Annotated in this window: 12 protein-coding genes and 1 pseudogene; 7 read left to right on the top strand and 6 right to left on the bottom strand. The window is 39.2% G+C overall.

Translation table 11 applies throughout. From position 1 onward, the window contains the following. Positions 1–163: 163 nt before the first annotated feature. Complete coding sequence (mtnN, locus tag CXF72_RS02745) at positions 164–859, bottom strand: 5'-methylthioadenosine/S-adenosylhomocysteine nucleosidase (protein WP_101036751.1); 696 nt, start codon at positions 857–859, stop codon at positions 164–166. 144 nt (positions 860–1,003) lie between these two features. Here mtnN and tyrS point away from each other — a divergent pair, with 144 nt between their 5' ends. Together tyrS and CXF72_RS02735 are read left to right on the top strand one after the other, a co-directional pair. After that, positions 1,004–2,275, top strand: a complete 1,272-nt coding sequence (tyrS, locus tag CXF72_RS02740) for a tyrosine--tRNA ligase (protein WP_101036748.1) — start codon at positions 1,004–1,006, stop codon at positions 2,273–2,275. A 5-nt stretch (positions 2,276–2,280) separates the two neighbouring features. Next, a complete protein-coding gene (locus CXF72_RS02735) occupies positions 2,281–2,952 on the top strand; it encodes a hypothetical protein (protein ID WP_101036747.1) in 672 nt (223 codons plus the stop codon). A gap of 784 nt (positions 2,953–3,736) precedes the next feature. Here CXF72_RS02735 and folE2 read toward each other — a convergent pair. After that, the gene (gene folE2 / locus CXF72_RS02725; RefSeq protein WP_101036743.1) at positions 3,737–4,657 is read right to left on the bottom strand and encodes a GTP cyclohydrolase FolE2; all 921 of its coding nucleotides are present in this window, start codon (positions 4,655–4,657) and stop codon (positions 3,737–3,739) included. Between the two features lie 430 nt (positions 4,658–5,087). On the opposite strand from folE2, the gene arcB reads away from it, so the two are divergent. Together arcB and CXF72_RS02715 are read left to right on the top strand one after the other, a co-directional pair. Beyond that, positions 5,088–7,349, top strand: coding sequence for an aerobic respiration two-component sensor histidine kinase ArcB (gene arcB, locus CXF72_RS02720; RefSeq protein ID WP_101036742.1), 2,262 nt, complete (start codon positions 5,088–5,090; stop codon positions 7,347–7,349). Between the two features lie 123 nt (positions 7,350–7,472). Then, complete coding sequence (locus CXF72_RS02715; RefSeq protein WP_101036740.1) at positions 7,473–8,432, top strand: S49 family peptidase; 960 nt, start codon at positions 7,473–7,475, stop codon at positions 8,430–8,432. A gap of 58 nt (positions 8,433–8,490) precedes the next feature. Here CXF72_RS02715 and CXF72_RS02710 read toward each other — a convergent pair whose 3' ends face one another. After that, positions 8,491–9,936 carry a beta-barrel assembly-enhancing protease gene (locus CXF72_RS02710; protein WP_101036738.1) on the bottom strand — a complete coding sequence of 482 codons (1,446 nt, stop codon included), beginning with the start codon at positions 9,934–9,936 and terminating at the stop codon, positions 8,491–8,493. Between the two features lie 347 nt (positions 9,937–10,283). Between CXF72_RS02710 and CXF72_RS02705 the strand changes: the two genes are divergently transcribed. From CXF72_RS02705 to CXF72_RS19720, 3 genes and pseudogenes are all read left to right on the top strand, one after another. Continuing rightward, positions 10,284–10,526, top strand: a complete 243-nt coding sequence (locus CXF72_RS02705) for a sulfurtransferase TusA family protein (RefSeq protein WP_101036736.1) — start codon at positions 10,284–10,286, stop codon at positions 10,524–10,526. Between the two features lie 330 nt (positions 10,527–10,856). Continuing rightward, positions 10,857–11,942 (top strand): AI-2E family transporter, encoded by a 1,086-nt coding sequence (locus CXF72_RS02700; protein ID WP_101036734.1) that lies wholly within the window; start codon positions 10,857–10,859, stop codon positions 11,940–11,942. 30 nt (positions 11,943–11,972) lie between these two features. After that, a pseudogene (locus CXF72_RS19720) lies at positions 11,973–12,206 on the top strand (AI-2E family transporter); the annotation flags it as partial. A 35-nt stretch (positions 12,207–12,241) separates the two neighbouring features. Here the strand turns inward: CXF72_RS19720 and bcp are convergent. The 3 genes from bcp to CXF72_RS02680 all read right to left on the bottom strand — a co-directional run bounded on the left by bcp (position 12,242) and on the right by CXF72_RS02680 (position 14,534). Further along, on the bottom strand, positions 12,242–12,718 hold the full coding sequence (gene bcp / locus CXF72_RS02690) for a thioredoxin-dependent thiol peroxidase (RefSeq protein WP_101036731.1): 477 nt from the start codon (positions 12,716–12,718) through the stop codon (positions 12,242–12,244). 10 nt (positions 12,719–12,728) lie between these two features. Beyond that, on the bottom strand, positions 12,729–13,664 hold the full coding sequence (gene uspE, locus CXF72_RS02685; RefSeq protein ID WP_101036728.1) for a universal stress protein UspE: 936 nt from the start codon (positions 13,662–13,664) through the stop codon (positions 12,729–12,731). 120 nt (positions 13,665–13,784) lie between these two features. After that, on the bottom strand, positions 13,785–14,534 hold the full coding sequence (locus tag CXF72_RS02680; RefSeq protein ID WP_269801142.1) for an FNR family transcription factor: 750 nt from the start codon (positions 14,532–14,534) through the stop codon (positions 13,785–13,787). Positions 14,535–14,673: the final 139 nt, after the last annotated feature.

The following is a 14,673-nucleotide window of genomic DNA, read 5'->3' as shown; positions in this document are numbered from 1 at the left end:
CTATCACTCGTGACGCAACATTAGTATTTGAAGTTGAATTGTTAGCAATTAAATAATTTACTTGCCTACTGTATAAGTAGGATATGAAATATTAAGGCCCTTCTCTGGTAACAGATTAGGGCCTTTTTTGTATGTATAAGAAAGCGAATAAAAACAGTAAAAACTAGTTTAAGTTATTGATAATTTCTTCAACAAGTATTGATGCATTTTTAGCGGCAATCGGCAGATATTGCTCAAAGGACAATTCTGATTTTTTACCGGCAATATCCGAGAGTGAACGGATGATCACAAAAGGCACTTTAAACTGGTAACAAACCTGTGCTATGGCCGCAGCTTCCATTTCACATGCAGCCATCGTTGGGAAATTAAAACGTGCTATTTCGGCTTTGGTCGGATCCGCCATAAAAATATCACCAGTACAAATTAATCCCTGAATGGTTTTTAAATGAGTAATAGCGTCAGCGGCTTTTTGTGCGGCGACAATCAGGTTTTTATCTGCTGGAAAAGCGGCAGGCAATTGCGCCATTTGGCCAATTTCATAACCAAATGCAGTTAAATCGACATCATGAAAACGTACTTCTGTTGATATCACAATATCGCCGACATTAAGCGTTGTATCATAACCCCCTGCGGAACCCGTATTGATGACCTTACTCGGGTTAAATCTTTCCAGTAACAGTGTTGTAGCTACCGCAGCGGCAACTTTACCTATGCCTGATTTGGTTAAGATAACCTGTTTACCATTTAATTCACCCTGGTAAAATTCACAACCAGCAATAACCGTTGTTTCCATGTTATTTAACTTCGCTTTAAGGATGCTAACTTCTTCATCCATCGCACCAATAATGCCTATTTTCATCTGTTCTGCTCTTTGTCATTAAAAAATAGCGGCAATGCTAACATAAACTGCCTTATATCCGCACTCTATGGTTTTTTTGTGTCTCTTAAATGTGTAATATCTTGGCATAAAATATTGGATTCTTAACGATCAGGAAGTAAATAAATGAATGCTCTACTTGAAGATTTACAAGCGCGGGGATTAATCGCGCAAATGACTGCGGATGAAGAATTACATGAACATTTATCAAGTGGCTGCAAAACACTTTATTGTGGATTTGATCCGACTGCAGACAGCCTGCATATCGGAAGTTTAGTACCACTAGTCACATTGAAACGTTTCCAGGACGCGGGTCACAAGCCATTAGCTTTGGTCGGTGGCGCAACCGGATTGATTGGCGACCCAAGCTTTAAAGCGGTGGAGCGTAAACTAAATACCGATGATGTTGTTGCAGATTGGGCGGAAAAAATAAAAGGCCAAGTCAGTGCTTTTATCGAATTTGGTGATCAGGAAAATTCGGCCGAGGTTGTTAATAACCTTGATTGGATTGGCAAAATGGATACTATTTCCTTTTTGCGTGATGTTGGTAAACATTTTAGTGTTAATGCCATGATTCAAAAAGAATCCGTTAAACAGCGTATTGATCGTGATGGTTCGGGTATGTCATTTACTGAATTTACTTATATGCTATTACAATCTTATGATTTTGCCGCTTTGAATAAAGCCAATGGTTGTTCTCTGCAGATTGGTGGTTCGGATCAATGGGGAAATATAACCGGCGGTATTGATTTAACACGGCGCATGAATCAGGAAAAAGTATTCGGTTTGACGCTACCTTTAGTCACTAAATCAGATGGTACAAAATTTGGCAAGACTGAAGCGGGCACGATCTGGCTTGATGCCGCGAAAACATCACCCTATGCATTCTTCCAATTCTGGATAACAACGTTAGATGCGGATGTTTACAAATTTCTTGCCTACTTTACTTTCTTATCCGTTGAAGAAATTGCTGCGATTGAAGAAAATGATAAAATCATTCAAGGCCGTCCCGAAGGGCAAAATATTTTGGCTCAGCAGGTCACCCGGTTGGTTCACGGTGAACAAGGTTTAGGGTCAGCCCAACGCATCACCGAAGCTTTGTTTTCTGGCGATTTAAGCGCATTGGATGAATCGGATCTGGCACAACTTGCGCAGGATGGTTTACCCACAACCTTTGTTGAAGGGACAGAAAAACCATTGATTGAATTATTAACCAGTTGTGAGCTAGCCAAATCGAATAAAATGGCGCGAGAATTTACTAAAAATGGTGCGGTCAGTATTAATGGCGAAAAACAAACCGATAGCGAAGCCATTTTACAAAAATCCGCTGCATTATTTGGTAAATACACTGTAATTAAACGTGGTAAACGTTTGTTCAATTTATTTATATGGAGATAAGTAAAATGTTTAAAATTAAAAAAATAAAGCGCTTAAGTAGCGCCTTATTTTGTGTTTTTGCAGGTCAAGCCGCCGCGCAACAGGCAGCACCAACTCAATATCGTGGTGTGGATTTCGCGGATCCTACTGCGGTTTACTCTAGTGCCGGTATTGGTGGTGGAACCGAGGGCGTTGATGTATTTGGATCATTTGCAGGTTATTTAGGCTGGCAAATGAAACATCAGTTAACCCTGGAAGCAAAACATGATTTAGATTATTACAACCTGAATTATATAGCCTTCAATAGCCGTAACAATAGCGGTTTTTTAGTTGATAGTACTTGGAGTTATGACTATAAGGGGGATTCTGTCGATAAGACGGCTTTCGGTGTGATTAAAAAAGTGCCATTAAGTAATGAGAAAATTACTCTTTATCCCGCTTTGAAGCTTGGCATGATGTGGGGCAATGATATTAATACTACTACCTATTTAGACGTTGAAGTGTCTGCACGTTATGCCGTCTCGGATCTGTTTTGGATTGGCGCTACGCCACAATATCTTTATGCTCTGAAAGGTGTCAACGTTAAGGAATTTAAAGGCACAGTCGACATCGGTTATGAGTTAGCTGAAAATGTAGGCGTTGCAGCACATTTGGATGAGAATGCTGAATTTTGGGCTGAGTTCACCTTAGCTTTCTAGCTAACGGATATCCTGATGGTATATAAAACACTGAACGTGGAAACGTTCGGTGTTTTATTTTTTTAGGTAAAATAAAATGCTTACCAAAGGGCCTAATACCACAATAAATTAAATTTCGATCTTAATTAAAAGGTGGGAATATCCATTTAAATCAACAATTGAAGCATTTATGCTTTTTTACAATTTAATTATTTCTTTGCTATTAATGAATGTAGCCGAGTGTGGAATATTTTTATTCGTGATCGAGAGGGAGTGCAAACACTCTGTTAAAGAGATTGAATCGACATGGGAAGTTAATTAATGGAATTGGGTGCATTCTATGCACCGCAGAGGTGCCTTTTGCAAGCAGTCAATTGCCGTACAGTTATCCCCGTGTGCGGCACTATACGGTGGTGTCCAGTTTATTATTTTTATCAAAGGGACTGCAAGTAAGCTTTAAATTAATGGCTGAAGTTGACGCTGGCTTGGATAACGAAGTAATGGCAGGAAAATATTGCAGCGGCGTAGATTAATCTGATTGTTAATTTTAAATGGAAGCCGAAGCTCCCATTTAAAGACGTAATGCTCGACTTATACCCATGATACTTCAGATGCAATTTTCCTTGCCCTACGGGGCGCAAGGTCGAAAACCAGCGCTGCGTTGCACCCATCGAAAAGGGAATAACCATTTACATCTACCGCTAGAGGATTAACGCAGTTAATCGCTCGAAAGGTCATGTTGCGTCTTGCTCTGATCGAATATCTGGCGCCTGACAAAGCATTTTGAAGTAACATGGGTATATTTTTAAGCCGAGTAACCACCTTTAATACCTTTCGTTGTCATTGCTACGGCATCATGGGCATGTAAGCTTTCATAATGGTTTACTCGTAACCAAAAATCATCAAATTTAGTTTCTTGGTGGAGCGAGTGTTGTAAGTGTCTCGCCGCATCTTCACAAAACATTAAATTCTGACCGTTTAAAAGAGCAAATTCCTGCTCATCTTCTCTTTTTACTGCTGCCTGTACCGGTGTTTTTAGGGTCTTTTCAATTAAATCAATTAACTCAATAATGGGGAAAGATTGGTTTAATGAATTGAGTTTAACTTTTACTTCAACGATACTGCGTTGGCTATGCGGGGTGGCAACAATACCTTTTGTGGAGCCCAACCATGCAACTATCTCATCTTTGCTGATTTCAGTTTGTTGCTCATATTTTTGAGAAAAAGCTTTCTGGATAAGTTGCCTTGCTAACGCCGCAGAGCAAGGGCAAGTAGAGGAATAAGGCACGTCTACCTGCAGCTCAACTTCAAAGTTACCCTCGAACAGTTGGCCGATAATAATGACAGGGTAAGCCTTCCAGCCCCGTTTTTCGCTAATTAATGACTTACGACGCAGATGATAGTCAAATGAAAATTTAACAAAAGCGCGCTGACTTAATTCATGGTGGCTGGTGATAAAACCCTGGAGTAAAGTTGTTAATGTACTGATATTTAATTCAGACTCTGTCGAAAGTTCATCAAGTTGGAGATATAAGCGAGACATATGAATGCCTTTTGCTTGGGGGTCACCAAGATTAACAAATACTTCGGCATTTGCACTTACTTGTTGTGGAGGGCAATCATCGGTTTGAACCATAATAGGTAACTCAATATTACTCATTCCAACCCGATCTAGTTTACCTTCAGTTTGAGCTTGTGCACTATTTGCGATATCTGGCATTGCCATTAGAAAAAACTCCAGTAAACATGCAACAGCATGTATTAAAATATAGAAATTAAAAGCGAGCATTATAGACTTGTTACGCAGAATTAAAAACCATGAAATGAAAAGGTTTACTTTAATGACCAAAAACAAGGCGTGTTTGGATAAATTCTGCCTATTTTAATTCTGTGCTCAGTCTGTTATTTAAGTGTTGTTATAGTTATCTTCAGTTTGCAAACAAGTGTATGTTGTCATTTTCATGCCGCGCAGAAGTAAAGTCATATTTGAAAAGGGAAGTTGCCGGGTTTATTCTGTTTTCCGGCTTATTAATTTCTGTATCTTTAAGTGGTTGAGTATAGAATGGAGAGTCAATACACCTCATGCGGAAAGCTCAACCTTTATTAATTTCCGGGACCAAAATGAGGCGTTATCTATCTATTTAACTGGAGTCAATTTGAGCCTATTTAACCTTAAAACCTGGGTGTATTATTATGTTGCATTACTGAAACGCTTAGGGGTCTTGCGTTTTAGTTTGTTACTTGCCGTGGCAATTATAAGTGCTGACTCCGCGTTACAAATACTCCTTACAATTTATTTTGATGAGCCCTTAAGCATTGCCGGTGCTTCCCGTTCAATATTAATCGGGCTTTTAATAACACCCTGGGCGGTGTATTTTTTGACCGTTGTTGTTGGGGATCTGGAGGAAGCCAGGGCTCATTTAGATAATACAGTCGCGACTCTTAAGGAGATGCGCCAAAAAGAGCGGCTCAAAACTCACGAGTTAGAAAAAGAAATTATTGAGCGTAAAACAAGCCAGCAGAAATTGGTCGAAGCCGCCAGTTTATTAAAATCATTCCTGAATACCTCTCCTGATTTGGTCTTTCACAGAGATTTAAAAAGTCGTTTTGTCAGCTGTAATAAAGCGACGGAGATGCTCACGGGTAAAACAGAAAAAGAACTTATTGGTTTAACCCCCTTTGATTTGTTTCCTGAGGATTATGCACATCAGGCTGTGGTGCGTGATCAAACCGTGAAGAAACAACAAAAAGAACAAATTCATGAGCATTGGTTACATTTTCCGAACGGGAAAAAGGCTTATTTTGAAGTGAGGACCTTGCCGCTCTTTAACAGTGAGTCCGTGTGTATTGGTATTATTGGTTTTGGTCGGGATATAACCGAGCGTAAAAAGCATCAAGAATCTATCGACAAAAATATTCGCGACAAAACCGATTTTATTTCTTCAATTGGTCACGAGTTGCGTACCCCTTTAAACGGTATAGTAGGCTTAAGCCGCATGTTATTAGATGAGCAGCTGACCAGTGAACAGATGAAATATCTTAAAACCATTCATATCAGCGCCATTAGTTTGGGCAATATCTTCAGTGATATTATCAACTTGGATAAATTAGATCGTAACCGTTTGAAGTTGGCTACTAATAATATCAATATGTTGGATTTTATTGGTGATTTAAAAAGTTTGACTTTTATTCAGACTGAGCAGAAAGGATTAACATTCAAGTTTGAGCAATGTGGCGATTTTCCGGACACTATTGAAACAGATGATACCCGTTTAAGGCAGGTTTTATGGAACTTGCTCAGCAATGCAGTAAAGTTCACTCAAACAGGAACGATAACGATCCGCTGTAGCTGTTATCCGCTCAATCGGAATCAGGTTGAGCTGTGTTTTGAGGTTGAAGATTCAGGCATTGGTATCCCTGAGGATCAACTCGATAAAATTTTTGCAATGTACTATCAGGTTGAAGGTAATACATTTGCTACCGGGACGGGGATAGGGCTTGCTGTCACCTCTAAAATTGCGCAGGCAATGGGAGGCGTTATAAGCGTAAAGAGTAAACTTGGTGAAGGTAGTACTTTTAAGCTGACCTTAGCGGTGAATTTCCCGGCAAAAGAACATCAAGAGCAACAAATAAAATATAATCTACCCAAGCTTTCTATTTTACTTGTGGAAGATATCGAGCTGAATATTTTGGTCGCAACATCGTTATTAGAAAAACTCGGTCATAAAGTTGATAGTGCTATCAATGGTGCGCAGGCACTGAACAAGTTTGCACATAATACCTATCAATTGATCCTGATGGATATTCAACTACCCGATATGAATGGTTATCAGGTCACTCAAAAATTACGTGAAATACACGGACATAAGCTGCCTCCTATTGTGGCCCTGACCGCTAACGTATTTGCCGACAGTAAGGGGTTTCTAGATCAGGGAATGGATGGCGCATTGGGTAAACCGCTTAGTGTGAACTCTTTTAATTCGATGATTCAAAAATTATTTGTCCCTGCAGATAAGCATCAAAAAACGGATTCGGTATTAAAAATTCAGCAAAGGGTGCAACAGACTAATACCTTGTTTGATCAAGAAATGCTTTTAGAATTAATGGCGTTTTTACCAACGCCAGTGATTTTAGAGAATATCGTTTTATTTGAAAAATTACTGCCGGAATACCTTGAAATTTTGGATTCTAATATGATTGCCAAGGATCAAAAAGGTATTGTAAATGAAGCGCATAAAATCAAGGGAGCTGCAGGCTCCGTGGGCTTAAAGCGAATACAGGGAATTGCCCAACAACTTCAATCACCGGATCTTCCTGCCTGGTGGGATAATATTGATGATTGGGTGGAGTTAATTAAATCTGAATTTCCAAAGGATATAACGGCATTGAAAAAATGGGTTGTCGCTAACGGTAAATAAAACCCTTTAAATGTGTTTGGAATTGCATTAGATTTTGACCTGCTGATCTCAATATTTTAGGGGGGCTGGGCAGTGATCTTACAATCATTTAATCATCCTTAACCTACAAACAAGGTATATAAAATGGAAAATAAAACACAGACTGAAGACGGCTGGATAAAAGCCTTTATTAAGGAAAATTTCGCAGAGCAGAAAAAAACGCGGCGTTGGGGTATTTTCTTTAAATCATTAACTTTTTTGTATCTGTTTGGCGCAGTTTTTTTATTTTTTAATGCGCAAACGAATCTATTAAGTGATCAACAAAAAGAGCCGCACACCGCTATGGTACAAATAAAGGGGGCTATTGCTGCAGATAAAGAGGCGAATGCGAATTCCATTGTCACAGGTTTACGTGCGGCATTTAAAAATGAGTTCAGTCAAGCAGTTATGTTAGTGATCAATAGCCCTGGCGGTAGTCCCGTTCAGGCAGGTTACGTCTTCGATGAAATACAACGTCTGCGTCTTTTATACCCGGACAAAAAATTGTATGCCGTTATTGCTGAATTAGGTGCATCAGGCAGTTATTATATTGCAGCCGCAGCTGACCAGATATACGCGGACAAAGCGAGTCTTGTGGGGTCGATTGGGGTGACAGCATCCAGTTTTGGTTTTGTTGAGCTGATGAAGAAAGTCGGGATTGAACGTCGCCACTATACCTCTGGCGAACATAAAGGGTTTTTAGATCCGTTTTCACCCAGCAAAGAATCCGAACGAGATTTTTGGCAGGAAGTGTTGGATGTGACTCACCAGCAGTTTATTAAGGTTGTTAAAATCGGACGAGGCGATCGCCTTAATTCGAATAAAGCAGAGCTGTTTTCCGGTTTGATTTGGAATGGAGAGCAAGCCTTAGCGCTGGGTTTAATTGATGGTTTAGGAAGCCCTGGCTTTGTTGCCCGAGAGGTTGTTAAAGCTGAAAATATTGTAGATTATTCTGTACAACCCTCTGCTATTGAAAAATTAACTAAACGTTTAGGTATTTCAATAGGTAATGGTTTTGCTAATCAATTGGTGAGTGACAACAACGGGATAAATTTAAATTTCTAAAAAAAAGATAACCCCAATTTTTTGTATTGGGGTTATCTTTTAGAGACTGATTTCTGTATTATTTTGTTAATGCCTGTAAACGTAAATTATCTTTTTGATAACCCGCCATCATTGCCGCGTACCTTGCTTTGTCTAACGGATTTTTCGTGTAAATAAGTGCATTGCCGACCTCTTGGATTGCTCCCCTAAAGCGTCCCTGCAAGGCCAAATATTGGGCTTTACTCGCGTGTTCCTTAGCGCGATTATTTAACAATCTATAAAGATCAATGGCGATTATTCGGGCCAAAATATGCTGAGGATGAGAGCGGATAAAGAGTTCAAGAATCTTTTCAGCGTCGCTATAGCGTTTATCCTCCTGCAGTGCGGCAACTAAGTTAATGGTATAAACTGGATTGCCAGGCGACTTTTTATATAACTGCTGTAGCCTTTCTATAATTTCATCGGCCTTATTTAAAGCGAGTGCCGTATCCGTTGCCAAGTCTATATAGAACAGGTTAGCAGATTGTGTTTTTAATAAATCATTAACAATATCTTGTGCTTGTAAAAAATTTTTATTTTCAAAATATGCCAGAGCAAGGCCATACAAAGCGGCTTCTTTGATTTCATATTTTTTATTTTTGAGCTGACTTTCATATAAATCAATGGTCGATGTGGGGTTGATACTACTAAAGCGGACGGTAATACGTACTTTACTAAGCTGATAATCTAAGCTATTAGTAATGTTTTTTGTCTTGTATTGACTCGCCCGTAAACGCGCTTCAGATAAACGCGCTTCAGGTAGCGGGTGAGTTGATAACATTTGCGGAGGCAGGCTGGCATACTTATATTTTTCAGCAAGCTTGCCAAAAAATTGGGCCATACCATTGGGGTCGTAACCCGCATCCACTAAGGTTTTTATACCAATTCTGTCGGCTTCATATTCATGTGTTCGAGTATAATTAATTTGTGACTGGATCGACACTGCCATGGTTGTTGTTAAAGCTGCCATACCCGCAGCGGGAGAGACTAAGGTAAGTAAAATAGAGCCCGCCATTGCAGCAAGTGATGTCGGAGTACTGCTTGATTGTTGTTCGAGCATACGGGCAAGATGACGTTGGGTGATGTGTGCTATTTCATGGGCGATGACGCTCGCAAGTTCACTCTCATTCTTGGCATATAAGAACAGCCCCGTATGAATTTTTACGTTACCGCCTAAAAATGCAGCTGCATTAATCTCATTATCCTCTATCAGGAAAAAATTAAATGGCATTCTCACGGATTCTGAATGGGAAACTAAGCTTTGACCCAGTTCATTGATATACTGGTTAAGAACCGGATCATGGATAATTGGCAGACTTTGATTTGCCATTAATCGAAAGGCCCAACCATATTCCTGCTCTTTTTCTATGCTTAATGTAGCGGCACCCACTGTACCAATTTCCGGAAGAGAATTGCTTGAGTTTGCAATACCGGGAAAAAAAGAAAGGAAAAAATAAAGTGCAAGAAGCAGATACTTGTTCAACACTATAGCTACTCAACATAAAAATATAATAAAAGCATAAACAATCACCACTTTATTGCAAGTGATGATTGTCTAAGATCGTTGACTGAGGTAAAAAGTACTGTATTAACGCGCTAATATTAAAAAATTAGTTTATCTTAATTATCTATGACAGGCTTAGCTGCCCTTTATACCCATGATACCTCATATTGCGTCTTGCTCTGGTCTTCGACCTTGCGCCTGACAAAGTATTTTGAAGTAACATGGGTATAGTCATCATAATATTAGCATTTTTACAAAATATCAGTTTGAACGTACTTATTGGCAAGGTGACATGGTTTAAATTTTACAGAATAGGATGATTATTTGAGATGGAGATTTTAGATTTACAAAAAATGCGTTGTCCAATGTCACTAGTCAAGCTGAAACGTTATTTGTTATTGTATGATAGGTCTTCCAATAAACAACAGGATAGCCAACTTTGTCTACTCTTTTCGAATCAGCAGGCAATGCAGGATATTATTTTGTATCTGGATAAAAAGATGTATGACTATTCAAGCGTTATAACAGACAAGCAAGTAACTCTAGTGATGCGCATTAATACCAACAACTAAACTTGCAAGAGGCTCAGGTGATGCGAGTCAGGGCTAACAACTAAACTTGTAAAAGGCTCTGGTGATGCGAGTCAGGGCCAACAACTAAACTTGTAAAAAGCTCCGGTGATGCGAGTCAGGGCTAACAACTAAACTTGTAAAAGGCTCTGGTGATGCGAGTCAGGGCCAACAACTAAACTTGTAAAAGGCTCTGGTGATACGAATCGATGCCAAAAACTAAACTTGCAAGAGGCTCTGGTGATGCGAGTCAGGGACAACAACTAAACTTGTAAAAGGCTCTGGTGATACGAATCGATGCCAAAAACTAAACTTAAAGGTGTAATAAATTTCATGTTAAAACAGTTAAATGATTGGTATCAACACCACTTTGCGGATCCCAACCTGAGTGTTCTTTTTTTATTGCTGCTCAGTGCTTTTGCCATTTTTTACTTTTTCGGGGGGATTCTAACGCCTCTGTTTGTGGCATTAGTGTTGGCATATTTACTTGATTGGCCGGTGAACTATTTGATGCGTTTGAAGCTCAATAGAACTCTGTCGACATTAATTGTGATGGCGATTTTTTTATCCTTGGCATTTTTCGCCTTCTTAGGGATTTTACCAACCGTATTCAGGCAGGGGGTTGCTTTTATTCGCGATCTGCCCGTGATGTTTAACCAGGTGCAGGAATACATTTTAACGCTTCCTGTTCTCTATCCCGATCTCATTGATCCTGCTACTTTTACCCTGCTTGTTGAAAATTTACGTACTTATATCTTAGATACCGGAGGATTTTTACTGTCACATTCAGTGGCTTCATTATTAGATGTCGCAGCATTACTTGTTTACTGCATTCTGGTACCTCTGATGATGCTTTTTATGCTCAAAGACAAAAAGCAGTTAGTGACAAGTTTTGTTCAGTTTTTACCTAAAGATCGCAAGCTGGCCGATCAGGTTTGGGTTGAAATGAATGGTCAAATTATGAATTATATTCGCGGTAAGATCATTGAAATCCTGATTGTTGGTGTTGCTACTTATTTTACTTTCTTTTTTATGGAATTACGTTATTCAGCATTGTTAGCTGTATTGGTTGGTTTATCTGTTTTAATTCCCTATATCGGCGCAGCCGTTGTCACTGTGCCGATTGCCATTGTGGCATTTTTCCAATGGGGGTCATCACCGGAATTTTTCTATTTGATGGTTGCTTACGCTATTATTCAGGCGCTTGATGGCAATGTTATTGTCCCCGTATTGTTCTCCGAGGCCGTTAATTTACATCCTGTGGTGATCATTGTCTCGGTATTAATATTTGGAGGTTTGTGGGGTTTTTGGGGAGTGTTTTTTGCTATCCCCTTAGCGACGCTGGTGAAGGCTGTATTAAATGCCTGGCCGAGCACCCAAGCTAAAATTGATAATGCAGAAGTGGATAAATTAGGTTAAACAAACAAGGCCGCTGGCTCTCTTTTATATTTAATGATTGCATACCTTATTATTCAGGGGATTGATGGCAATGTTATTGTTCTGGAGTTGTTGTTCTCGAAGGCCGTTAATTTACATCCTGTGGTGATCATTGTCTCGGTATTAATCTTTTGAAGGTTTGTGGGGTTTTTGGGGAGTGTTTTTTGCTATCCCCTTAGCGGCGCTGTTGAAGGCGTATTAAATACCTGGTCGCTAAACTTGGTAATGCAGAAGAGGATAAGTTAGGTTAAACGGGAAAGGGCCGTAGGCCCTTTTTTTGATTAAATGCTTTCTTTATTGTTTAAATAGTCCAAGACGACCTGCTGATGGTCAGTGGTTTTAAATTTATCAAACACATGCTCAATGAGCCCTTGTTCGTTTATCAGGAAGCTAATACGGTGAATACCATCATAGACTTTACCCATGAACTTTTTCTCACCCCAAACGCCAAATTCCTCTGCCAGCGCATGATCCTGGTCAGATAAAAGTGGAAAGTTAAGCTCCTTCTTAGTAACAAAGTTAGCTAATTTTTTCACCGGATCCGGACTGATACCGAAGACCAGCGTATTAAAATCATCAAGTTGTGCTTTTACATCGCGCAAACCGCAGGCTTGGTTAATACAACCAGGGGTCATCGCTTTAGGGTAAAAATAAACCAACACTTTTTTACCGGTTAAACCCGCTAAAGCAACCATATTGCCTTGATCATCTTGTAAATTAAATAATGGAGCCTTATCACCGGCCACTAATCGTTTCATAACTTTCCCTTTAAAGTGTAATTGGACTAATAAAGCCAGCAGGTTTTAAAGCGAGCAAATCACAGTTTAAATTATCAATAACCTGCTCTGCTGTGTGACCTAATAATGTAGCACTTAGGCCGGAGCGTCCAACGGTACCTAAAATGACTAACTCGGCGTCAATTTTTTCAGCTACTTCGCTAATGACATCTTCAGGTAAACCTTGCGCAAGATGTATTTGATCTTTAGGAAGCTTCAATGTTTGTGCATAATCATTTAATGTTTTTTGATGGAATTTTTTGAGCCCATCTTCGTAATTTATGGGGTCAAATTCGGGTAACTCAAGCATGATATTCATTGGCGGGCTAGGGTATGCATTAACCAGATGAATATTAGCATTGACAATTTCCGCCATGACAGCCGCTTCTTTTAAAATTTGTTGATTCAATTGATGATGTTCATCATCCTGAATACTTTTACAATCAATAGCACATAGAATATTGCCATGCTTAGGCCATAAGTGATTTTTCACTAATAGTACTGGAACTGGACATTTTCGTAATAAATTCCAGTCGGTGGGTGTGAATAAAATGGCACTTAATTTGGAGTGTTGATGAGTGGCTTTAACGAGAAGATCGTGGTTGTTTTTTAATACCTCAACAATAGCAGCTTGGAAGGGGCGATTATGCCAATTTACCTGGCAGTGGATATCCAAACCTCTTTCTTTAAAAGGCGCTGCAATGGCTTTAAGCCACTCTTCATTTTCTTTAATCACAATGCGTTGCATTGCTTCTCTTTCATCGGAAGAGCTTAGAGAAGTCATTTCAAAAGTCAGATCATAACAGCATAAGAACAGTGTTATTTTTGCACCTGTTTCTTTTTCCGCAATAGAGGCCGCTCTCTCGAGTGCAGGTTGAGACTCCTGGTCCACATCAATGAAAACTAAAATATTACGATATTTAAGCATAAGAAGATCCCCAAATAGTATAAAATATGTCTATAACTTATATCAAAAAAAGTAAAATTGTTAGCTTTTTTTAGATCAAAAGGCGCTTTATTCCGGATAGTTATAGATCTGTGAGTTAAGCTAATCTTTTTTCAATGCGCCAGCTAGAAGAGTCAGTTGCGCATCATCTAAGATACTGATGTATTTACCTTTAACAGCAATCATTTCCATTTTTTGAAAACGTCCTAAAAGACGACTGATAGTTTCAACCGTGAGACCTAAATAATTACCGATATCGCCGCGAGTCATGGACAAACGAAACTCTCTCGGTGAAAATCCTCGCGCAGCAAAACGTTGTGATAAGTCGAAAATAAACGATGCAAGTCGTTCTTCAGCGTTTTTCTTAGAGAGTAATAAAATCATGTTTTGATCGCCCACTATTTCACCGCTCATTAAGCGTAATATCTGCTGTCTTAGCTTTGGCATGCTGATCGAAAGCGTATCTAGCGTGTCATAGGGTATTTCACAAATCATTGATGTTTCAAGTGCTTGAGAGAAACTTGGATGAGTTTCTGAGCTAATAGCATCAAAACCAATTAGATCACCCGCAAGATGAAAAGCAGTAATTTGCTCATCTCCTTGTTCTGTGATCGTATAGGACTTTAAGGTACCGGAGCGAATTGCATAAAGGCATTTCATCTCTTGACCCGCTTTAAATATTTCTTGTCCTTTTTGAATCGGTTTTTTCCGCTCGATAATGTTATCTAAACGCTCTAATTCATTTTCATTAAGTGAATAAGGAATGCATAATTGGCTTATGCTGCAGTCTTGACAATGAATAGCAGAACCGCCATTTTGAGTTCGATTGGTCTTACTTTTTTCCATAGTAATTATTTTCCCCATAATTGACACATATCGATATTAGCATTTATTCAACTTGCTTTGAATAGATGCTAATAATTAAATATCTATAGCGATGAAGGTATTAAATAAGTGCGTTTAAGCGTGCTAACTTATTCATCTAATTAGT

The sequence above is a fragment of the Psychromonas sp. MB-3u-54 genome (assembly GCF_002836415.1).
GTDB lineage: Bacteria > Pseudomonadota > Gammaproteobacteria > Enterobacterales > Psychromonadaceae > Psychromonas.
Note: the sequence above shows the minus strand (reverse complement) of the source record. Positions and strands in the feature narration are given on the sequence as shown.